15 protein-coding genes are annotated in these 21,029 nt (G+C 74.3%); 3 read left to right on the top strand and 12 right to left on the bottom strand.

Annotated elements, in window-relative coordinates; genetic code table 11:
• Positions 1-20: 20 nt before the first annotated feature.
• The 5 genes from ACF09E_RS01235 to ACF09E_RS01215 form a co-directional block, all read right to left on the bottom strand.
• Positions 21-1,184, bottom strand: coding sequence for an oxygenase MpaB family protein (locus tag ACF09E_RS01235; protein ID WP_392203252.1), 1,164 nt, complete (start codon positions 1,182-1,184; stop codon positions 21-23).
• A gap of 36 nt (positions 1,185-1,220) precedes the next feature.
• The gene (locus ACF09E_RS01230; RefSeq protein WP_392203251.1) at positions 1,221-2,234 is read right to left on the bottom strand and encodes a polyprenyl synthetase family protein; all 1,014 of its coding nucleotides are present in this window, start codon (positions 2,232-2,234) and stop codon (positions 1,221-1,223) included.
• A gap of 31 nt (positions 2,235-2,265) precedes the next feature.
• Entirely contained in the window at positions 2,266-2,544 is a 279-nt protein-coding gene (locus ACF09E_RS01225; RefSeq protein ID WP_392203250.1) for a polyprenyl synthetase, read from the bottom strand.
• 328 nt (positions 2,545-2,872) lie between these two features.
• Positions 2,873-4,876 (bottom strand): HEAT repeat domain-containing protein, encoded by a 2,004-nt coding sequence (locus tag ACF09E_RS01220; protein WP_392203249.1) that lies wholly within the window; start codon positions 4,874-4,876, stop codon positions 2,873-2,875.
• Between the two features lie 430 nt (positions 4,877-5,306).
• A complete protein-coding gene (locus ACF09E_RS01215) occupies positions 5,307-8,129 on the bottom strand; it encodes an alpha/beta hydrolase family protein (protein ID WP_392203248.1) in 2,823 nt (940 codons plus the stop codon).
• A 503-nt stretch (positions 8,130-8,632) separates the two neighbouring features.
• Here ACF09E_RS01215 and ACF09E_RS01210 point away from each other — a divergent pair.
• Together ACF09E_RS01210 and ACF09E_RS01205 are read left to right on the top strand one after the other, a co-directional pair.
• Positions 8,633-9,286: a class I SAM-dependent DNA methyltransferase gene (locus tag ACF09E_RS01210; RefSeq protein WP_392203247.1), complete on the top strand. Its 654-nt coding sequence runs from the start codon at positions 8,633-8,635 to the stop codon at positions 9,284-9,286.
• 9 nt (positions 9,287-9,295) lie between these two features.
• Positions 9,296-9,730, top strand: coding sequence for a VOC family protein (locus tag ACF09E_RS01205; protein WP_392203246.1), 435 nt, complete (start codon positions 9,296-9,298; stop codon positions 9,728-9,730).
• 77 nt (positions 9,731-9,807) lie between these two features.
• Here the strand turns inward: ACF09E_RS01205 and ACF09E_RS01200 are convergent, their stop codons facing one another.
• The 5 genes from ACF09E_RS01200 to ACF09E_RS01180 all read right to left on the bottom strand — a co-directional run bounded on the left by ACF09E_RS01200 (position 9,808) and on the right by ACF09E_RS01180 (position 16,193).
• Positions 9,808-10,335, bottom strand: a complete 528-nt coding sequence (locus ACF09E_RS01200; protein WP_361858437.1) for an NUDIX hydrolase family protein — start codon at positions 10,333-10,335, stop codon at positions 9,808-9,810.
• 199 nt (positions 10,336-10,534) lie between these two features.
• On the bottom strand, positions 10,535-12,553 hold the full coding sequence (locus tag ACF09E_RS01195; protein WP_392203245.1) for an ATP-binding cassette domain-containing protein: 2,019 nt from the start codon (positions 12,551-12,553) through the stop codon (positions 10,535-10,537).
• A 397-nt stretch (positions 12,554-12,950) separates the two neighbouring features.
• Positions 12,951-14,456, bottom strand: a complete 1,506-nt coding sequence (locus ACF09E_RS01190; RefSeq protein WP_392203244.1) for a multicopper oxidase family protein — start codon at positions 14,454-14,456, stop codon at positions 12,951-12,953.
• Positions 14,453-14,899 (bottom strand): hypothetical protein, encoded by a 447-nt coding sequence (locus ACF09E_RS01185; RefSeq protein WP_392203243.1) that lies wholly within the window; start codon positions 14,897-14,899, stop codon positions 14,453-14,455. Before ACF09E_RS01185 ends, ACF09E_RS01190 begins: the two co-directional genes overlap by 4 nt.
• Before the next feature lie 172 nt (positions 14,900-15,071).
• Positions 15,072-16,193 carry an amidohydrolase family protein gene (locus ACF09E_RS01180; RefSeq protein ID WP_392203242.1) on the bottom strand — a complete coding sequence of 374 codons (1,122 nt, stop codon included), beginning with the start codon at positions 16,191-16,193 and terminating at the stop codon, positions 15,072-15,074.
• A gap of 82 nt (positions 16,194-16,275) precedes the next feature.
• Here ACF09E_RS01180 and ACF09E_RS01175 point away from each other — a divergent pair, with 82 nt between their 5' ends.
• A complete protein-coding gene (locus tag ACF09E_RS01175) occupies positions 16,276-16,818 on the top strand; it encodes a MarR family winged helix-turn-helix transcriptional regulator (RefSeq protein ID WP_392203241.1) in 543 nt (180 codons plus the stop codon).
• A gap of 166 nt (positions 16,819-16,984) precedes the next feature.
• Here the strand turns inward: ACF09E_RS01175 and ACF09E_RS01170 are convergent, their stop codons facing one another.
• Complete coding sequence (locus tag ACF09E_RS01170; protein ID WP_392203240.1) at positions 16,985-17,356, bottom strand: DoxX family protein; 372 nt, start codon at positions 17,354-17,356, stop codon at positions 16,985-16,987.
• Positions 17,357-17,536: 180 nt separating this feature from the next.
• Complete coding sequence (locus ACF09E_RS01165; protein ID WP_392203239.1) at positions 17,537-20,806, bottom strand: LamG-like jellyroll fold domain-containing protein; 3,270 nt, start codon at positions 20,804-20,806, stop codon at positions 17,537-17,539.
• Positions 20,807-21,029 lie beyond the last annotated feature (223 nt).

The raw sequence follows: 21,029 nt of genomic DNA, 5'->3' as shown, positions 1-21,029 counted from the left end.
TCCCGCCGGTACTCCGGGCCTCACCCGGTGAACGTGGCGGACGGCGGGGTCCAGCGGCGGGCGCGGGGCGGGCCGTCGGGGACGCCGTACTCCTTCCTCAGCTGTTCGGGGATCGCGTAGTGCATGACGCGGCCCCGGGTGAGCGAGGACAGTTCGAAGACCGTGGTGAGGTGCCCGAGCCGGTCCAGGGCCCAGGCGCCGAGCGGTGAACGGTCCTCGATGGTCTCCAGGACGCCCAGCAGCCGGGGCACCGCCTTGACGGCGGTGTCCCAGGGCGTGCGCGGGACCTCCAGCCAGTCGGCGCTCGTGTCACCGATCAGGTACCGCACGAGCGCCGACACCACCGGGTCGAGCAGCGTCCCGGGAACGACCTCCTCGTAGAGGTCGATCAACTGCCGCGTCAGCCGGGCCCCTTCCGGCGACGGCCCCATGTACCGCACCATGTACAGGTCGAGGAAGCGGCGCGCGTCCGCCAGGGACGTGGGCACGGCCTCCTGGTCGACCCCGAGCATCGCGCCGACCACGCGCCAGGCGTAGAAGTACGCGTCGGCCCCCTCCTCCGTCAGGTGGATGCCGAGCCGGTGCAGACTGTCGAGGACGAGCAGCGAGAAGAACATCTGCCCGCCGATCATGTCCTCCTGACAGATCGGCACCCCCAGCGTCCCCGTGTCCCAGCGGTCCTCGCGCCTGAGGTGGTGGCGAATGGACGCGTGCAGCAGCCGGACCTTCTGCGCGGCCGGGATGAAGCGGCTGCCGGCCTCGAAGGCGTCGGGCCGCATCAGGTAGACCGTGAACTGTCCGGTCGCCGCCATCCGGGTCGACGGGTAGTCGAGGCCGTGGGTCGCCGACAGCAGCTTCGCCACCCGGGGGACGAGGTAGCAGGCGGGCATGGACGCGAACGACAACGCCGTGGCGATGTGCACGTTGTTGTCGACGAAGAACAGCCGCGCCCGTTCCATCTCGTCCCAGTCCACCCAGGAGGGCGGGGCCTGCGTCGCCTCAAGGTACTCCCTGGCGACATCGGGCAGCCCCTCCGGAACGGGCGATCCGGCGGTGGAGAAGAACCGCATGAGGGTGTTGAAGGTGCCCGTCTCGCCGCGCTCGAAGAGGGTGGCGACAGTGGCGTCGGCGAGTGCGTCGCCGCTCTCCCGGAGGGCGTTCATCGAGGTCTCGGTGTGGAGCACGGTGGAGTCCTTCGTGTGCGTGGGTTCCGACCCTGGTCAGGAGGCGCGGACCGCGGCCGCACGGGCCAGGGCGGTCAGGGCGCGGGTCGCGGGCGCCGGTACGGCCAGCTCGTCGAGGGCGCCGAGGGCCTCCTCGACCCGGGCGGCGATCATGCTCTCGACCCGCTCGGGTGCCTTGAGGCGCCGCATCACGGCGCGTACGGACTCGAGTCCCTCCTCGTCGAGGTCCTGCCGGCCCAGCAGGGCGCGCAGCCGCTCCCGCTCGGGCCGTTCGGCGACGCGCCACGTCTCGGCGAGGAGCGCGGTGGGCCGGTGGCCGCGCACGTCGTCGGCGTTGGCCTTGCCCGTGTGCCGCGCGTCGCCGAACAGCCCCAGCAGGTCGTCCCTCAGCTGGAAGGCCTCGCCCAGCGGCAGCCCGTACGCGCTGTACCCCGCGCGCAGCCGGTCACCCGCCCCGGCCAGCAGGCCGCCGATCAGGAGGGGCTGCTCGACGGTGTACTTGGCCGTCTTGTAGCGCACCACCTTGAGCGAGGCCGTCGTGTCGGGGGCGGCGCCGGTGTGCAGGATCTCCAGGCACTCCCCGGCGATCAGGTCCCGGGCCAGCGCGGCCCACAGCGGACGGGCCCTGCCGAGGTAGGCGGCGGGCAGGCCGCTCGTGGCGAACAGCTGACCGGCGAGCGACACGAGGAGGTCGCCGACGAGCATCGCGAGCGACCGGGCGGCGTCGACGGGCCGCGGGTGGTGCCGCACGGTCTCCCGGAGGGCCGTGTGCGCCGTCGGCCGCCCGTGTCGCAGCGGACTGTCGTCGATGAGGTCGTCGTGCACCACGGCGGCCGCGTGCACCAGCTCCATCGAGGCCGCCGCCCGCACCAGCGCGTCGCTGTCGGGCTGACCCGCGGCCCGCCAGCCCCAGTAACAGAAGGCCGCCCGGAGCCTCTTGCCGACCGCGACCGACGCCTCGACCTCACCGGCCACCGGGCCGAGCGCCGGATCGACCGCCGCCAGCAGGTCGGCCTCGTCGGCGACGAACCGGTGCAGGACCGCGTCCACACGCGCCCTGAACGCGCCCGGATCCCAGCCCTCAGTCACTCTCGGCCGCCCGCCGGACCAGGGCGTGCCGGGCGAGCACCTCCAGGTGCGCCGGGGGCGCGGACGCGTAGCGGTCCAGGACGAGCCGGCCGCGTGCCGTGAGGTCCCGCTCGGCCTCCGCGACGAGCTCCGCGGCGTCCGAACGCCGGGCGAGCCCGCGGACGGCTCCGAGCGCGGACCCCAGCGCGCCCGCGGCGATGTCGGCCAGTCCCGCGGCCAGGAGCACCGCCTGCTCCCCGGGACTCCCGCGGTGCCCGGTGTCTCGTGTCATGGCGACTCCCCCTCAGCAGTGGCCGGTACGGCGGCACGGCGGCACATCGAGGTGTCGACACGGCGTTGTGCCGACCCCGCGACATGCCGACTCCCCGACGTACCGACATGGCGACACGGCGATGAGGCGACGCCGGTCACGCGCCGCCGGTACCAGCGTCCCGGGAGCGCGGGCGGGGTCGGGCGGAAACTCACGAACGAGTGATCACTCCGATGGGGCGTACGGATTCGCGGATCGACGCCGCCCAGGGGCCGGCGGCCCGGCCGGCCCGGAGGTCCGCCCGGAGGCCGCCCCGGTGGCGGGGGCCGGCGACCGGACCGGGTCCCGGCTAGGCCGTGGTCTCCTCCCGCTGCCGGCGCAGTGTCGCGACCATCCGCGCGGCGACCGGCTCGGGCAGTCCCGGGTTCCGGGCCGCCTCGGCCGCCGTGTCGCTGCTCCGGAGCAGCGGGACCAGGGTCCGGGCGGGCAGCGCCGGATGCCTGGCGGCGGCGTGTCGCACGTGCTCGTGCGGGTCGTCGAGGAGCCACACCGCCGACGCGGCCGACAGCCGGGCGTCCGTGGCGGCCCGGAACCGGACCTCCTCGTTCGGGTCCCGGCTGAGGCGGTCCACGAGCTCCGCCGTCGACTCCGGGTCGTCGAGGGCCAGTTGCCGCATCCGAGGGTTCGGATCGTCGGCGTACCGGAGCAGGTCACGGCGCGGGAAGTTCGGGTGGCTGCGGGGGCGGCCCGGAGCGCTGAGGCTGCCGTTCCACCACTGCCACACCCGCAGCAGCATCTCGGCGGGCGCGTCCTCGCACGACTCGGCGAGGAAGAGCTGCACGACGCGGTCCTCGTCGTGCGCCAGCGACGCGACCACGTCCGGGGGCAGCCGTCGGGCCCGCGCGACGCTCCGGCGGACGAGCGGATGCGTGGACGCGGCCAGGCGCCGCATGGCGTCCGGGTCCTCGTGCAGCGCCTGCACCCAGTCGAGCGTGTTGCTCCGCGTGCGGGGGTCGAAGTCGACGGCGATGCCCGCCCGCTGCTCCTCGGTGAGATCGGGACGCGTGGCGACCACCGACCGTACGCCTTCGTCGGGATCACGGGCGAGGACGGCGAGCAGGTCGCCGTCCAGCCACGGGTTGCCCGCGAGGGCACGGCGCCGGCCGGGATCGGAGTGACGGGCCAGATGCTCCGCGAAGTCGCGCGCGAGCAGGCAGTGCTCCACCGCGCCCGGGCCGAGCCCCGCCGACTCGTGGACCGACCGGGACAGCGGGTGGTCCCGGTGGTGCCGGAGCAGCGCCGCACGGCGGACCGCGGCGTCGGGGTCGTCGACCAGGGCGAGCCGGACCGCGGCCGGCAGTCCGGACCAGGCAGCCCCGTCGCACGCCGAGGCGCGGACCGCGGGGTCGGCATCGCCCGCCAGCACCCCTAGCAGGTGCGCGGGCAGACCCGTCAGCCGGGCCGCCTCCTCCCGCACCTTCGCGGACGGGTCCCCGGCGAGTCGTGCGTACGCGGGGGCGGTGAGCTCGACGCGCCGGTCCGCGGCGAGCAGGGTGAGGATCCAGCGCTGCCGGTCGTCCTCCTCGGCGAGGACCAGCCGCGTCCACTGCTCCGCGGTGAGGTCGGGCTGGACCTCGGCCAGCAGCCCGCGGACCTTCCAGTCCGGGTGCGCGATCGCGGCCTCGACCACCGGCGCCGGGAGGGGGCGCCACAGGAGGTGGTGCGTCAGCCCCAGCAGGTCCGCGCGGAGTTCGTCGGAGACGGCCGGGTTGCGCACGAGGCCGTGCGCCCATTCCTCGCGCGCCTTCACGGCGGGCCCGGGTCCCCGGAACAGCCGCTCCCAGGCGGCCTCGCGCTGCTCCGCGGTCTCCGTGGCCTCGGCGCGGGCGCTCGCCTCCCGCTGCGCGACGAGACCGTCCAGTGCGACGAGCCAGACGTCGTGCTCCTCGCAGGTCGCCCCGACCAGGGCGTCGCCGTCGGTGGAGAGCGTCACGAACTCGGGCCGCCCCGGCCGCTCGCCGAGGACTCCGGCGAGGTCCCAGTGTTCGGTGAGCCGGACCCGCGTCCAGCGCCGCGGTCCGTCGCCGGACGACCCTTCGGCGACGTCGACGAGGAACGCGCCGTGCGCCCCGACCACTCCGTGCTCGACCGCCAGCCGGTGCCACTGACGGTTGAGCTCGGCGACGAGCTCGGGGGAGTCGTAGGGGACGGCCACGGCCGGCGTCGCCTCGATCGAGATGACCGGGCGCCAGGCGGCCCACGGCCTCATGACCTCCTCCACCCGGCCTTCGCCGACGATCTCCAACCCGGCCCGCCGCAGCCGCTCCATCCGTCGTTCCCGTCCGCCCGTCATGTTCCTCATCCTGCCGTAGCCCCCGCCCCGACCTGCGAGGGACCCCGACGGCCGACGGCGGGACCGGCCGAGCGCCGCGGTGCGCCGGACGCCACGTCAGGCGGGCACCGCCCGCGGTGAGAGCCCGTGTCCGCCGGTCGTCACCTCTGCTCCACCGCCCCGCGAGGCGGGCCGGTGCGCCGAGCGTTCCGGGGGCCGTACACGACGACAGGCGGCCAGCACACGAAGACAGTCGGGCAGCACACGACGACAGGCGGCCAGCACACGAAGACAGTCCGGCAGCACACGACGACAACCGGGCGTACCCGACGACAAGCGGGCACCGGCCCCGCGAGGGACCGGTGCCCGCCTGCGTCACTCCTGGTCCACCGCCCCCGCGAGAAGACGAAGGCCGTCGGCCCCGCCGCCTCGGCGGGGGTCGGCGCGCCGCCTACGACGCGTCCCGCACCCGCCCCGTGAACTCGGGCCCCGGGACGGGCTCCCAGCCCGCGTCGTAGGTGGTCAGCCGGGCCCGCAGCGACTCGACCGGCTCGCTCAAGCCGTCCCGCGCCGTCGGCAGCCTCACCTCGGCGGTCGTCGCGCCGACCGGAACGGACACCGGCAGGTTCAGCCCGCCGAACGCGATCCCCGACAGGGGGACCGGCGGGCTCGGCAGCTGGCCGAGCTGCTCCCGCAGCCAGGTCGGGTCGAGGTCCGCCGTGGACAGCTCGGTACCGTCGGCCGGCGGAAGGAACTCGACGTGCCCGCCGATCTCGGCGTCGGCCGGGGCCGACAGCGTCACCCGCCACACCAGCGGGGCGCCCTCCGCGACGTCGTCGGCGACCGGCGTCACCCCCACCGTCGGCATGGGGTCGTCGTTCCGCACGGTCACCCCGCCGCGGTGCGCCCCGACCACGGTGCCGCGCACCGCCTTGACGAAGGCGTCGTGCGTCACGTCCCGGCCGAAGCGGTCGTTGCCCCGTACCCGCACCGGGACGACGATGTCCTGCCGCCCCGGGCGCACCGTCACCACGCGGGAGGTCTGCTCGCCCGAGGCGGGATCGGCGACGAACAGCCGGACCTGGCCACCGCCCCGGCCGGACACGCGCACCGGCACCCGGTAGGTGCGGACCCCCGAGTCGCCCTCCGCGACCGTCAGGCGCCCCACGTCCACCCGCGCCGCCGGGGCGGGACGGACCGCCGGAGTCCCGGGGCGCCAGCCCCAGGCGTCCATCAGCCACGCGCGGCCGGAGGCCCCGCGCGGAGTCAGTTCGAGGGCGGCGACCCGCTTCAGGTCGAGACCTGACCGGGTGGCGGCGGACAGCGGTACGCGCACCTCGCGCGCCCAGTACGAGGTGGTCCGCTCGCTGCCCGGCAGCCCGTCCACCCGGACACGGCCCAGCTGCGCCCGGCGCCCCGAGGCGTCGGTCACGGCGACGTCCAGCTCGGTCCCCGCGGTGTTGGGCGGGACGATCACCCGGAGCGCCAGGAAGGAGGAACCGGTGAGGGAGACCGGCCGCGCGGAGCGGACCGCGACCGGGGTTCCGGGACGCGACCACGTCAGGGCCACGGCGTCACGGCCCGGTTCGGGGACCGCATCCCAGTACGCGAAGTGCGGTGAGGAACCGCCTGCGTCGCCGGCCAGACAGGCACGGTCGGAGTCGGGCGCGACCTGGGCGCACAGCCTGCCGCCGCTGCCGGAGACGGTGAGCGCCGAGGAGCCGGGCACGAAGGCCGGCGTACGGTGCGCGCCGACGGCGTGTGTGAGGGCGCGTACCGGGCCGGCTGAGGGCATCCGGCGGCCGGTGCCGTCGAGGAGCGGACGGGCCCGGTCGTCGCCCGCGACGAACAGGCGGGCGGCCGCGGCGATGTAGGAGGCGCCGGCGGTCTGCTGCTCCGCGGCGGTGAGACGGGTCCTCGTGCCGGGCGAGCAGACGGGATCGGGCTGCTCGTCGGACCAGAAGTCGTCGGAGGCCGGCGCCTGCGCCTGGCCCGGGGTCCACTCGCTGTTGAAGAAGTTGTGGTTGGCGCCGACCATGTAGACCGCGCTGTGCAGCGCCGCGCCCCGGCTCACCCCGCGGGTGCCGTCCACGAAGTTCTGTCCCTGGAGGTCGGAGACGTCGCCGTCGCAGCCCGGCAGGACGGTCATGGAGGGCACGTCCGCCGCCGGGTTGTTGCCGAAGATCGTGGGTCCGATCGGCACGGTGCCCAGGATCTTCCACCGGACGGGGCCCCGGTGGCCGTCCTGGTCGGCGGGCGGCGGGGTGAGGCTGTCGACGGCGGCCCGGTTGACGCCCTCGCCGCCCCGGGAGTGGCCCACGAGCAGGACCCGGGACAGGTCGGCGGCGGAGGTGCCCCGTACGGCCGCGGGGGCGGAGGCGCGGTCGGCGGACCAGTCGGCCCACTGCGCCAGGTGTCGGCGTATCAGCGACGAGCGGGCCTGCGCGCCGCCGTCCTCGGCGCGGAAGTCCTGCCCGTTGATGCCGTTGGCGGATATGGACAGGGTCACGTAGCCCTGGGAGGCCAGCAGCCGTTGGGCCCGCAGGTACCCCTGGTGGCTGGGGATCGGCTTCGATCCTGCCGCGCAGGGCCAGTCGCCGGTCACCTCCTCCGTCCCCGGGATGTAGCACGTGGCGTGGCGGCCGTGGAGGAACAGCGCGACGGGCCGCTTCCCGGGCGCCCCCGCGGGGCCGACGACCGTGGCGCGCATCTCGACGGGCTCGGGGAACCCGGGCAGCCGCACGGACTTCAGGTCGTACGCGCCGGTGACGGTCCGGTAGCGGCCCGGAGCACCGGGGTCCACCCCGTTCGCGGGAAGCGGCGCGCCCGGCGCCGCGGCCCGGGCCGGGGGAGCGAGGCGCGCGGAGCGGCCGGGCCCGGCCGCGTCGAGGCGGCGCCCGGCGGCCGTGACCCGCAGCCCGGTGGACTCCGTGAGCCGGGTGTCGCCGAGGGGCAGCCGGAAGGAGCGCCCGTCCCGGTCGGCGACCGGGTGCCCCAGGAAGCGGTTCCCGGCGTGGAAGGCGAGGCGGGAGTCACCCATGGGGACGGGCTCGGGGGACGTCCACACCAGCTGCCGGTTCGCCCCGGCACCGGTCAGCCGCCACCCCTCGGGCAGCCCGGAACCGCCGGGCAGGCCGCCCGGCGCGGCCGGGGGCGCTCCGGGGGACGGCGGGCCTGCGGGCGGCGAGGGCTGCGCGTACGCCGCCCCGGACGCCACCGAGGCGAAGGCGAGTAACGCCGCGGCGGCTGCCACGCCGCGTGTAGCACGTATCACAACGGTCTTCCTCACGGTCGGACTTCGTGGGGACCGGGAGGCACACGGCGCGCCGCGCACCCACGTCGCACGAGCGCCCCGCCCGTTGCGGCCGCTTCGCCCTCCCCGGCTCCCTCTCTCGCCCCCGGAGGATGCGGAGGACGGCCGCCAGGTTGCCTGCGGTCGGCAACGCCGGGGCGGATGACGGGGATCGGAGGCCCGGGTGGCGGGATTCTCGCCGCGCATCCGCGCTGCGGCGTCCGCCGCTCGACCTCCTGGGCGAGGTCCGGTCCCGGGAGTTCGGGTCTCGCGGTGGCCGGCGACATCACGCCGCGCGGGTACGAGCCGAGTGCGCGGCGGTCGGCACCGCGGTCGCTCGCCGCCACCGCGACCGCGTGGTGGTCAGGGCCCGCGACTTCGCGGCCGGTACCTGGCTGAAGCAGATCATGGTCCCGCTCGCGACCCGGGTGTGACGACCGGGGGCCGCCGACCGGACGGGCCGCGCCTCCCGCTACGGTCTCCGGATGACCGAACTCACCAGCCTGGGCCCGACCCGTGACGCCTACGACGCCGTCGCCGCCGTCTACGCGGAGCAGTTCCACGACTCCCTCCGCGACCGTGCCGTGGAGCGCGCCCTCCTGGGCGCCTTCGCGGAACTGGTGCGCACGAACGGCGACGGCGAGGTCGCGGACCTCGGCTGCGGGCCGGGCTACGTCACCGCGCACCTGCACGGCCTGGGTCTGCGGGCGTTCGGCGTCGACGCCTCGCCGGAGATGATCGGACTGGCACGCGCGGCCCACCCGGAACTGCGTTTCGAGATCGGTTCGATGGGGGCGCTCGCCGTCGCCGACGGCGCACTGGCCGGTGTCCTCTCGCGCTGGTCCGTCATCCACCTGCCGCCGCACGAACTTCCGCCCGTCCTCGCGGAGTTCTCCCGGGTCCTGGCCCCGGGCGGGCATCTGCTGGTCGACTTCCCGGCCACGGACGGCCCCGAGCACGAGACGCAGAGCTACGACCACACGGTGGCCACGGCCTACCGCTGGAACCCCGACCGACTCGCCGCCCTCCTGCGGGAGCACGGCCTGACGGAACTGACCCGGACGACGATCGCACCACGTGCCACGGACCGCAGGCAGTTCAACGAGATCCAGCTCCTGGCCCGCAAGGAGTCCTGTTAGGGTGCGCCGATGTCAACGATCAGGCAGATTCAAGTGACCATCGACTGCGCGGAACCCGCGCGTCTCGCCGCCTTCTGGTGCGAGGCGCTGGGGTACGTCGTGCCGCCGGTCCCGACCGGGTTCGACACGTGGGAGGAGTACCACCACTCCCTGCCGCCCGAGGAGCAGGTCGTCTACTTCGCCTGCAGCGACCCCTCGGGTGTGGGCCCCCGTCTGCTCTTCCAGCGCGTTCCCGAGGGGAAGATCGTCAAGAACCGGGTGCACATCGACGTACGGGCCGGTCTCGGACTCGTGGGCGACGAGCGGCTGGCCACGCTGGAGGCCGAGTGCGCCCGCCTGATCGCGCTCGGCGCCGTCCATCTGCGCACGATGCTCGCCGACGGCGAGAACGAGTCCTGCATCGTGATGCAGGACATCGAGGGCAACGAGTTCTGTCTCGACTGAGACGGGCCACGACACGGCCGCGCCGCCGCCCGGTCCGGGCAGCGGCGGCGCGACGTCGCTCTTCGTCGGTCCGGGGCTCAGTAGGCGTGTCCCACATGCGCGATGGCCTGCTTCAACAGCGCCCCGCGGCCGTCCGGCATCTCGTTCTGCACGGCCGGGGAGGCGGCCTCCTGGGGGCTGAACCAGACGAGGTCCAGGGCGTCCTGCCGCGGCCGGCAGTCCCCGCTCACGGGCACGATGTACGCCAGCGAGACCGCGTGCTGACGGGGGTCGTGGTACGGCGTGACCCCCGCGGTCGGGAAGTACTCGGCGACCGTGAAGGGCTGCAGCGACGGGGGGACGCGCGGCAGGGCCACGGGCCCGAGGTCCTTCTCCAGGTGGCGCAGGAGGGCGTCCCGGACGCGCTCGTGGTGCATGACCCGGCCCGAGACCAGGGTGCGGCTGATGGTGCCGTCCGCTCCGATCCGCAGGAGCAGACCGATGCTGGTGACTTCGCCGCTCTCGTCCACGCGCACGGGCACGGCCTCGACGTACAGGATCGGCATCTGGGCCCGAGCCGCGTTCAGCTCGTCGGTGCTCAGCCAGCCGGGCGTGGTCTCTGTCATGTCGGACATCGCTTGATCATACTTACCCGGATGCCCCTCGGCCTAGGGCGCGTGTCTGCCAGGCGGGTGGGAGTCCCCGCGGACCGGTGCGTCCCGCCCCCGGTCCGCTGATGTGTTCGGCGGGCGATCCGCACACCCGGGGCGGCACGGTGCACGGCGGAGGAGCGGTCGCTGCCGCGGCGAGCGTCGGGAAGGCCGGTCATGGTGTGGTCTCCTCGGCTTCCTCACGGGCGCCCGGGACGCCCGGGGGGTTCGTGGGGTGTGCGGGGCGGGGCGGTGTCGTGGGGCGTTCGAACTGGCGGGCCTGCAACTCGTACGCCTCCCTGAACGTCCCCGTCCCGGTGGCCGGGTCCATGAGTTCGGCGAAGGTGCCGCGCTCGACGACCCGGCCCTCGTCGAGGACGTAGATCATGTCGGCGTGGCGTGCGCTCGCCAGGCGGTGGGTGATCAGGACGGTCGTCTGGCCCTGGTCGGACAGCTGGTGGATCTGGTCGAAGACCCGCTGCTCGGCGGCCGCGTCCAGGGCGCTGGTGGGCTCGTCGACGATCAGGACCGCGCCGTCGCGGTGCCGGGCCCTGGCCAGCCCGAACTTCTGCCACTGGCCTCCGGAGATCTCCTGCCCGCCCTTGTAGCCGCGGGCGAGGAGCGAGTCCCAGCGGCGCGGGAGTCCCGTGACGACCGCGTCCGCCCCCGAGTACACGGCGGCCGGTGCGACGGCCGCGTCGTCCATGGGGGCCGACGTCCGCCCGATGCCGATGTTGACACGGGCGGTGAACGGCCACCGGAAGAAGTCCTGGGCGACCATCGCCACGCGCGCGAAGACCTGCGCCCGGTCGGCCTCCGCGGTGCTCACCCCGCCCCACAGGACCCGTCCGCTGTCGGGCAGCCGGGCCCCGCTGAGCAGGCTGATCAGGGTCGACTTCCCGGCGCCGTTGCTCCCGACCAGGGCCACGGTCCGGCCCCGGGGGATGCACAGGTCGACCTCGGTGAGCGAGGGCCTGTCCTTGCCGGGATAGGTGAAGGTGACGCCCTCGAACCGGATCTCGTCCACCTGCTCGGGAAGGTCGCGACCGCCGGTGGGAATGGCGCGCCGGACGGCCTCCGTGCACAGCGTCTCCAGGTCGGCGACGAACAGCGCCTCCTCCTGGACGTCCGTGACCCGCAGGACGAGGTCGGTGATGCCGGCGGAGCCGGTGCGGATCGCCAGGACCGCGGTCCCGGCCACCGCGAGGTCCATGCGGCCGTGCCACAGCAGCAGTCCGAGGACGCCGTAGGTGGCGACGGTCGCGACGCCGCGGGCCGAGTCCGCCAGGACGTGCGTCCGCGCCCCGGTCCACGCGAGCCGCGTCTGCTCGCGTTCGCTCGTCCGCGCCATCTCCCGGAAGTGGGTGAGGAGGAAGGGAGCCACGTCGTGCACCCGGATCTCGGCCGCCGCCCGCTGGTCGATCAGGAGCTGGCTGATCAGTTTGGCGGCCCGGACGTGCTGGACGAAGCGGTGCCAGCTGACGTACCGGTGCCGGGCCATGGTGAGCGAACCCCACGCGCTGGGGAGCGCCATGCACACCAGCAGCGGCAGGAGCGCCCAGTGCAGCACCGCGAGGACGCCCGCGGCCGCGGTCAGGGAGATCGCGGAGGTCACCACGGCGGTGCAGTAACCGACCATCCGCCGGGCCGAGTCGGCGCCCCACTGCGCGGAGTCCATCAGCTTGTGGAAGGCGTCGTCCTCGATGGCCTCCAGCTCCACCCGGGCCACCAGCCCGAGATAGCGTTCGGTCGCCACCCGCTGGGCCTTCGGCTCCAGGATGCCGATGGCGGCGGCCGATGCGGACTGGAAGGCCGAGCCGAGCACCGCGAGGAGGGCGACCAGCGCGAGCGACGGAAGCGCCGCGCGGAGCCTTCCGGTGATGTCGCCCGACGCGAGCAGTTCCACGAGCAGGGAGTTGACCGCGATCAGGGACACGGCCTGGGTGACGCCGCGGGCGACCTCGCAGACGGCGACCGTGGCGAACGCCCTCTGGTCGGCCTCCCGGGCGAGTCGGATCGCGACCGCGACCTGCCGGGGGAGTGCCGCGGCCATCTGCCGCAGACCGAGCCTCAGCCAGGCGCCGTCGTGGCTGCCCCAGCCGAACTCGTAGGTGAGTTCGCCCCCGAAGAGCAACTCCTCGGAGGGGGAGGGGCCGTCCGCCGAGGCGGGGGCGTCGACCTTGCCGTCGGTCATCCCCACCACCGCCCGCCCGGTCGGGCCGTGCGGGAGACCCGAGCGGTACGACGGGGTCGCACCGGCCCGGACGAGGGCAGGAGGGGCACGGGATCGGCGGCGGGAGGAAGAACGGTCCGGGGATTCGGAAGGGGGTACACGGCGGCCTCCGGGAGGGTGCGTGGGGGTTCACCGGGCTCAACGACGACCCCCTCCGTCTCGAACACATGACTTTTGGACGGGCTGCGCACCCCGACTCCCGGCGAAAGCACGTTCGTTCCGGCTACACCGACCCTTGCCCGGTCTGCCTCGGGCCCGGACCCGGGCGTGGCCGAAACGCCGATGCCGCGCCCGGCGACCCGTGTCCCGCGGAGCCGTTCCGCTCCGCGGGACACGAGGGTGCCGGAGGGGAGAGCGGTCAGTGGCGACCCGTGTGCGGGGCGACAGGCGCGACAGGCGCGGCGGGGGTCTGCCCCGGGTCCAGGACCATGAACTGGCCCATCATTCCCTGGTCTTCGTGGTACAGCATGTGGCAGTGGTACATGTACGGCACGGTCGGATCCGCGTAGTCGGCGAACCGCATGACGAGCCGCATCGTGGTGCCCGGCGGCAGGAGGACGGTGTCCTTCCACCCGGCCAGGTGCGCCGGGGGTGTCCGGCCGTCGACGGTGAGCACCTGGAACTGCACGTCGTGCACGTGGAAGCTGTGGAGCGTTCCGTCACCGCTCCGGACCTCCCAGACCTCGGTGGTGTCCCTGAGGACGGTGAGATCGACGCGTTCCGGCGACATCCGCCGTCCGTTGATCGTGTGCTCGGCCAGTTCGAAGACCCGCCGCCGGCCCGCCTCGTGGGCCGGGATGCGCGGTACGTCCGCGAGCCGTGCGGGAAGGCGCGCGGAGGGGATCAGGATGTCGGCCGCCCGCAGCTGGAGCACGTCGAAGCGGTCCGCGCCGCCGTCGCGCTGGACGAATCCCGCGCCGGTGTCGGGATCGGAGCTGCGCAGGACGACGCGTTCGCCCGGTGTGAGGGCGACGACGATCTCGGCACGTTCTCCCGGGGCGAGCTGGACGTGGTCGGTGCGGTGGGGTGCGGCGAGCAGCCCGCCGTCGGTGGCGACCAGGTCGAAGCCGCGCCGGTCGGCGAGGTGGAAGCGGAAGACGCGCGCGGTGGAGCCGTTGAGCAGGCGGAGCCGGACGCGCCGGGTCGTCACGTCGAGGTAGGGGCCGAGCGTGCCGTTGACGAGGATCCGGTCGCCGAGGAATCCGGTCGTCCCGGCCATCGGCTCGTCGGGATCGAGCACGCCGTCCGGGAGCCGGCGGTCCTGCACGATCAGGGGGATGTCGTCGATCCCGTATCGGTGGGGCAGTTCCGGCGGCGCCGCGTCGTCGTCGATCAGGAACATGCCGGCCAGGCCGCGGTAGACGTGCTGTGCGGTACGGCCGTGGGGGTGCGGGTGGTACCAGAGGGTGGCCGCCTGTTGGCGCACCGTCCAGGAGGGCGACCAGGTGGAGCCCGGCCGGATCGTCTGGTGCGGTCCGCCGTCCATGGAGGGCGGCAGGTGCATCCCGTGCCAGTGCAGCGAGGTGGCCTCGTCCAGGGTGTTGGCGGCGTTGATCCGTACCGTCTCGCCGCGCGCGGCGCGCAGCGTGGGACCGAGGTGGGCGCCGTTGATCCCCCAGGTGCGGGAGGGGCGGCCCGGCGTGAACTCGGTGCGGCCCGCGGCGATCGTGAGGTCGAAGACGCGCCGTCCCCGCGCGTCGGTACGGGAAGGGGCGAGGGGCGGGGTGCGGAGCGGCCGGTCGAACGCCACCCGGCCCCAGGTGTCGACACGGCGGCCGGCCCAGGAGGCCGCGCCGCCGAGGACGGGCAGGGCGAGTGCGGATCCGCCGAGGATCCGCAGCAGGGTGCGCCGGGGGAGGGTCATGCGGCCGCACCCGCGTTCCGTGCCGCGACCGGTGACGGTGGCCGGGCGTGCAGCGGGGGCAGGGCGCGTATCCGCATGAGCGTCATGACGGAGACGCCGAACATGAGGACCCCGAGCGGGACGTGGAGCTCGCGGACGTGGGCGAAGCCGAGCGCGGCCTGCGCGAGGGTGAACAGCGGCAGCGGCGCGGCCTGGAGGACCGTGCGCGTCGCGACGGCGCCCCGGCGCCGGGCGGCGACGGCTGCCGCGAGGTGCAGCGCCACTGCCAAGACGACGGCTCCCGCCATGGTGCCGTGCGCCGAGCGGCCGACGGGAACGGAGGCCAGGAGCAGGCCCGCCGACACGGCCTGGACGAGGAGGACCGCGGCCTGCGCCGCCGCGGTGGCCCGCAGGACGCGCAGGACGCGGGGCGGGCGTGGGGGTGGAGCGTGCTGTTCCGACATGGGTTCACTCACGTTCGTCAAGGAGGGAGAGGAGAAGGGAGGGAGGGGAGGCGAGGCGGGAGGGGCACGCGGTCTGCGGTCTGCGGTCTGACGTCAGACGGCAGACGGCAGACGCCGGAGGTGCGTCGGGCGTCGGGAGGCGCGCGTAGCGCGTCCGTCGTCGCCGGGGGTGTCAGCGGGCCTGGCGCACCCCGCGCCGCCAGACCTCGGCGATGGCGCGGACGGCCGTGACGTCCCGGGTGGGGTCCCCCTCGACGAGGAGGAGGTCGGCCCGCAGGCCCGGGGCGATCCGGCCGCGGTCGCGGAGCCCGAAGTGCCGGGCGGGGGCGGCCGTGGCGGCGTGCAGGGCCTGGACGGGAGTGAGGCCGGCCGTCGTCAGGAGTTCGAGTTCGCGGTGCATGCCCTCGCCGTGGAGGGGGGCGAAGGGTGTCGCGTCGGTACCGGCGAGCACGGTCGCTCCGGCCGTCGCGAGGGCCGCGACGACCTCGGTGGCGTACGCGCCGCGGTCGGGTCGCCCGGCGCCGGAGGCCTCGGCGTAGGAGAGGGTGCTGACGACGAACGCGCCCTGCTCGGCTGCCTGTTCGGCCAGCTCCCGGGTGGGAGGCGCGCCGGATCCCTCGGCCCACCAGGCGTGCGCGAGGCCGTCGACCCCGGCGGTGAGCGCCGTCGCGGCCTCGGCGGCCGTGGCGGCGTGGGCGATGGTCCGCAGCCCCGCGTCGCGGGCCGCCGCCACGAGGGCCGCCGCGGTGGCGGCCCCCAGGACGGGGAGGCGGCTTCCGGCCGTCTCCCCGTCGTCGATGACGATCTTGAGGTAGTCGCTGCCCTCGCGGACGCGGGCGGCGACGAAGGCGGGTGCGTCCTCGGGGCGGGAGACGGTGTCGAACGGGCCGACGGCGTCGCCGAACCCGTCGGCCATGAGGGACATGAGCGGGGCGGGGTGCCCGCCGGGGGCGGTGGCGAGGACCCCGGAGCTGCGCAGGTCGGCAACGTCGTCGCGCGAGGCGGCCAGGGCCCGCTGGCGGCGGAGGTTCGCGGGCAGGCAGAACATGTCCAGTTCCGTCGTGACGCCGTGACGCAGGGCGGCGGCGAGGCTGCCGTCGAAGGTGTGGGTGTGGGCGTCGATCAGTCCGGGGAGCAGCGTGCGCCCGGTTCCGTCGATCTCCACGTCGGCGGGCCGTGCGCGGTCGGGGACGGCGATCCGGTCGCCCTCGACGAGCACGTCGGCGCGTTCGCGGACGCGGGCGCCGTCGTAGACGCGGACGTCGCGGATCAGCGTGCGGGCAGGGGTGGGCACCACGGCCTCCTGGAGGGTCGGCAGTTAGTTCGCTCGCTGATAGTACTCCCGCTAACTATCTCCGGGTGAATAGGATGGGGGCATGAGCGGAGACGAGGGCGCACCCGGCGGCGAGGGTCGCGGCGAGCGCGACGACGAGGACGTGGTCGACCGGATCGCGGCCGACTGGAAGCGCGAGCGCCCCGACCTCGATGTGACCCCGCTGGCCTTCGTGGGGCGGATCGCGCTCGTCGCCGAGACCCTCGTCGGCCCCGTGGGCGAACGGGCCGTGGAGCGCCACGGGATCAACAAGGGCGACTTCGACGTGCTCGCCACGCTGCGCCGGCGCGGAGCGCCCTACAGCGTGATCCCGTCGGTGCTGTCGGCGGAGTTGATGATGTCCCGCGCCGGGATGACGAAGCGGCTCGACCGTCTGGAGGGGGCCGGTCTCGTCCGGCGCACGCTGGACGCCGAGGACCGGCGCAGCTTCCGCGTCACCCTCACCGAGGAGGGGCTCGCGGTGGTCGACGCCGCGCTCACCGGTCTCGTGGAGTCCCTGGGGGATCTCGTCGCGGACCTCGACCAGGACGAACGGCGGCACCTCGACGACGCCCTGCGCACGCTGCTGCGTTCACGCAAGGGCTGAGCGGCCCGGCGGAGGCCCGGGCGCGCGGGGCTCCCCGGCGCCGGCGGCCGGGGAGTTCCAGGGCGCGGGCCGTCGCCCGCGCGGGCCGAGCGCGAGGGTCCTCGCCGGCGCGGGCCGAGGGGGTGGGCCCGGGGTGCGGGCCGGCCTCGCGGTGGTCCTTCGGCTGTCAGGCCCCGGTGCGGCCGACGCTGCGCGCCCACAGGATCAGGGGGACCTGGAGGGGCAGCCGGCCGTAGGCGATCGCCCGCGCCTTGGGCGAGCGATCCCGCCAGTCGTACGCCATCTTGACGTGGGCTGGGAAGACCCCGGCGAAGAACAGGGCCGTGGCGCGGGCGCTCGCCCCGCGGGTCGCGGGCACCGCGAGGCCGGCGGCGAGGGCCAGTTCCACCACCCCGCTGACCTGGGTCCAGGTCCGCGGTTCTCCCGGCAGGGACTTCGGCACGATGGCGTCGAACTGCTTCGGGCGGGCGAAGTGGGCGACCCCCGCCGTGGCGAGCAGGCCGGCGAGCAGGAGGGCGGAGCGGGTGGACCGTGACATCGGATTCCTTCGGGGGCGAGGCTGCGGCCGACGGTGACCCCCGTACCCTACCGGCCGGTAAGTACGGAGCGGACGTCCCCCGGCACGCAGACGGCTCCGCCCGTACGCCCGGCCCGAGGGGCCGAGGACGTACGGGCGGAGCAGCTCACTGGTGGCGCGGGACCGGCGCCGCCCCGCGGGTCACGGCTTCTGCTGCGAGTGGAGGGCGGCCACCTCCTCGGAGGTGAGCGCCTTGTCGAAGGCGCGGACCTCGTCCACCGAGCCCTTCCAGAAGTCGACGTTCCCGCCGCCCCACTTCGCGCGGCCCACGGACAGCGGACCGGTGCCGACCTCGGCGGGGCCGGGGGTCGCCGTCGCCACGAGGGCGCCGTCGACGTACAGCCTGATCTCGTTCCTCGCGGTGTCGCGGACCCCGACCAGGTGGTACCAGCGGCCTGTCTCCGGCGTGGTCGCGTAGCGGGCGCGGATCCCGCCGGGCGTGCTGAAGGCGAAGGCGCCCTGGCCGTACTGCAGGTAGAAGGGGTTCTCCTGGCGCCGGCCGTCCTGGCTGACCGCGGTCGCGTAATTGCCCGGCAGGGAGTCCAGCGTCGCCCAGGCCGACACCGAGTAGTCGGCGGTGGTGTCGATCACGGGACCCGCGGTCTCGGCGTACCGGCCCTGGCCGTCGAACCTCAGCGCGCTGCCGCGGACCCCCGGCGCCCAGGCCGTGCCCTCGGACAGCTTCAGGTCCGCGGCGTTCGGGCCCGCGTCCCGCGCCGTCGTCCCGGTGCCCTCGTCGAGGGACCACGACCCGCCGCCCGTCAGCCGGTCGCGGTCGCCCGCCGCCGCGCCGGCCGCGATGACCTTCCGGTTGATCTCGCGGACCCGCCCCGGATCGACCTTGATCTCCCTGCGGTCGTACGTGTACAGGCCGTTCAGCTCGTTCTCCAGGTCGGAGATCTGCGTGTAGATCGAGCCGGAGAGCTCGGCGCCGGCGGCTTCGAGGTAGTACTTCTCCGTGTTCTCGACGTACTTGCGGGTGAGCGCCTCCTTGTCGGCGACGCCGCTGTAGATCACGGTCGGCGCGCCGGGCCACATGTGCCCGGGGGCGCGCAGGGTGAACCCGCCGTGCTCGCCGTCCATGGCGGCCCGCCGGGCGTCGGGGAAGGCCGGGTCGGTGTTGTTGTAGTCGTGGTGGTCGATGATGTCGCCCTTGCCCGAATCACCCTTCGAGTTGCAGCAGTTGACCCCGCTGTGGGCGTTGACGACGCGGGACGGGTCGGCAGCCTTCACGGCCTCGGCGATCCGCCCGGACTCCTCGCGGTCCCACTCGCCCCAGCCCTCGTTGAAGACGATCCAGCCGATGACGGAGGGGGAGCTGTGGTGCTGGCGCATCATCTCGCGGCCCTGGTCGACGAAGGCCCGGTGGCCCGTCTCGTCGGTGAGGTCGCCCGAGACGAAGTCCTGCCAGACCAGCAGGCCGAGCCGGTCCGCGTGGTAGAACCAGCGCGGCGACTCCACCTTGATGTGCTTGCGTACGGCGTTGAAGCCGAGCTTCTTGTGCGCCTCCAGGTCGAAGGCGAGGGCCTTGTCGCTCGGCTGGGTGTAGAGGCCGTCGGGCCAGAACCCCTGGTCGAGGGTGGCGAGGGAGTAGATCGGCTTGCCGTTCAGCACCAGTTTCTGGAAGCCGCCGACCTTCTCCACGGAGATCTTCCGCATGCCGAAGTAGCTCTCGACGGTGTCGCTGGACCGACCCTGGACCAGCTTCACGTCGAGGTCGTAGAGGTACGGGTCGTCCGGGCTCCAGAGCCGCTGACCGGCCACCGGCAGCCGGAGCTCCGTGTTGGCCGGGCCGCTGACCCGGCCGACGACCTTGCCGCGGGCGTCCCTGGCGACGGCCTCGACGCGCGCGCCGGACGTGGCGTCGTCGGACGCGACGGTGACCGCCAGGCTGCCGGTGTCGATGTCGGGGGTGGTGACGACGTCGTCGATGGAGACCGGGGCGACCGGTTCCATCCAGACGGTCTGCCAGATGCCCGACGACTGGGTGTAGAAGATGCCGCCCGGGTTGGTGGACTGCTTCCCGGTGGGCTGGTTCCGGCCGCCGGTGTCGGTGACCGCGACGACGACCTCCTGGGGGCCGGTGCCCTTGATCGCGTCGGTGACGTCGGCGCTGAAGCCGTTGTAGCCGCCGGTGTGCTCGGCGACCTGCTTGCCGTTGACCCACACCCGGGCCTGGTAGTCGACGGCGCCGAAGTTGAGCTTGAGCCGGTTCCGGGTGCCGCCCGTGCCGACCTTCCAGTCCTTCGGCACCTCGACGAGGCGGCGGTAGAACATGTGGTCCTCGTGCCGTTCGACGCCGGAGAGCTGCGATTCGACCGGGAACGGCACGACGATCTTCTCGTCCAGGTCCTTGCCGAAGACCGGCTGTTCGCCCGCGTCGGCGCCGGCGAACTGCCAGGGGCCGTTGAGGTTCTTCCACCTGCCGCGCACCTGCTGGGGGCGCGGGTACTCGGGGAGCGGATTCCTCTCGTCCAGCCGGTCGCCCCACTCGGTGGTGAGCCGGTGGGTGGAGGAGTTCTTCGCGGAGCGGACGATCTGCGGGACGGTCTCCCCGCCGTTCCTCAGGCCGCCCTTCCCGTCGTAGTCGACCCTGACCCGCTGGCCCTTCTGGATCGGCTCGGAGAGCGTCACGAGGACGGAGTTCCGGTCGCCCGGGGCGACCGCGACCGAGCGGATCGGCATGGGAGTGGTGTCGGCCTCGACCGTGAGGTGCTCCTTCACGGCGGCGAGGCCGGAGACCCTGCCCTCGAACCGGGCACGCAGCCGGCGCCCGCTCCCGTCCACGGTCAGGTCGACCGGATAGACCTCGAAGTCGGCGGGCGGGGTGAAGGCCGACTCCGGTACGAGCTCCTTGGCCGTCGTCGGTGTCGACCAGCGCAGGAACATGTTGGCGCCGCCGGTGTCCTGGAACATCTCCAGGCGGAAGTCGTGCTTCTCGCCGGCGGCGAGCCGGATCGCGGCGCTCGTCTGCTCCTTGTCCCAGTCGGGGACCCAGTGGTCGATGACCGGCTCGCCGTCGATGAAGAGCCGGAAGCCGTTGTCGCCGATGCCGTAGAAGGTGTAGTCGCCGGTGGCGGGCGCCTCGATCCGGCCCGTCCAGCGGGCCGTGGTGTGCTCCGAGCGGCCGGTGAGGTTCTGGAAGGTGCCGGTCAGGCCGGAGAAGTCGACCTGCGGGTCCAGGGACGTGCCGCCGAGCGTGGCGAAGTCCCGGGCGCCCGGCGCGGACATGCTGTAGTACTCGCCCTTCAGGCCGTGCACCTCGATGGCGGCGTTCTCGGCGGGGGAGGCGCTCGTGCCGCGGGGCTGTTCGGCCGCCGCGGCGGCGGGGAGCAGGGCGCTGCCGGGCAGCACCAGGGCCGCCGCTGTCAGCAGGGCCCACAGTCTGGTGCGGGAGTGTCGTGGTGTCATTCGGTCTTTCCTCGTGGCGGAGGGGAATCGGAGCCGTACCGGACGGGGGCATGGCGGCTTAACCGCCGTGCCGTGCCGCGGGGTCGCGAGGCGGGCGGGGAGGGGAAGAGGGGGCGGGTCGGTGTCGGCGGGCGGTCGGGCCGGCGGGGCCCCGTCCCGGGCCGAGGCGCCCGCGCGGTCGGCGTACGACGGGCGTGCGGAGGCCGTGCGGAGGCCGTGCGCG

Origin of the sequence: Streptomyces sp. NPDC014891 (genome assembly GCF_043081085.1) — a bacterium.
Lineage (GTDB): Bacteria > Actinomycetota > Actinomycetes > Streptomycetales > Streptomycetaceae > Streptomyces.
The sequence above is the reverse complement of the archived record's forward strand: the minus strand, read 5'-3'. Positions and strand labels throughout refer to the sequence as shown.

Coding starts and splice junctions, on each gene's coding strand:
- ACF09E_RS01225 (WP_392203250.1), bottom strand. CDS start 2,544: ATGACACGAGACACCGGGCACCGCGGGAGTCCCGGGGAGCAGGCGGTG.
- ACF09E_RS01220 (WP_392203249.1), bottom strand. CDS start 4,876: ATGACGGGCGGACGGGAACGACGGATGGAGCGGCTGCGGCGGGCCGGG.
- ACF09E_RS01210 (WP_392203247.1), top strand. CDS start 8,633: ATGACCGAACTCACCAGCCTGGGCCCGACCCGTGACGCCTACGACGCC.
- ACF09E_RS01205 (WP_392203246.1), top strand. CDS start 9,296: ATGTCAACGATCAGGCAGATTCAAGTGACCATCGACTGCGCGGAACCC.
- ACF09E_RS01200 (WP_361858437.1), bottom strand. CDS start 10,335: ATGACAGAGACCACGCCCGGCTGGCTGAGCACCGACGAGCTGAACGCG.
- ACF09E_RS01195 (WP_392203245.1), bottom strand. CDS start 12,553: ATGACCGACGGCAAGGTCGACGCCCCCGCCTCGGCGGACGGCCCCTCC.
- ACF09E_RS01190 (WP_392203244.1), bottom strand. CDS start 14,456: ATGACCCTCCCCCGGCGCACCCTGCTGCGGATCCTCGGCGGATCCGCA.
- ACF09E_RS01185 (WP_392203243.1), bottom strand. CDS start 14,899: ATGTCGGAACAGCACGCTCCACCCCCACGCCCGCCCCGCGTCCTGCGC.
- ACF09E_RS01175 (WP_392203241.1), top strand. CDS start 16,276: ATGAGCGGAGACGAGGGCGCACCCGGCGGCGAGGGTCGCGGCGAGCGC.
- ACF09E_RS01170 (WP_392203240.1), bottom strand. CDS start 17,356: ATGTCACGGTCCACCCGCTCCGCCCTCCTGCTCGCCGGCCTGCTCGCC.
- ACF09E_RS01165 (WP_392203239.1), bottom strand. CDS start 20,806: ATGACACCACGACACTCCCGCACCAGACTGTGGGCCCTGCTGACAGCG.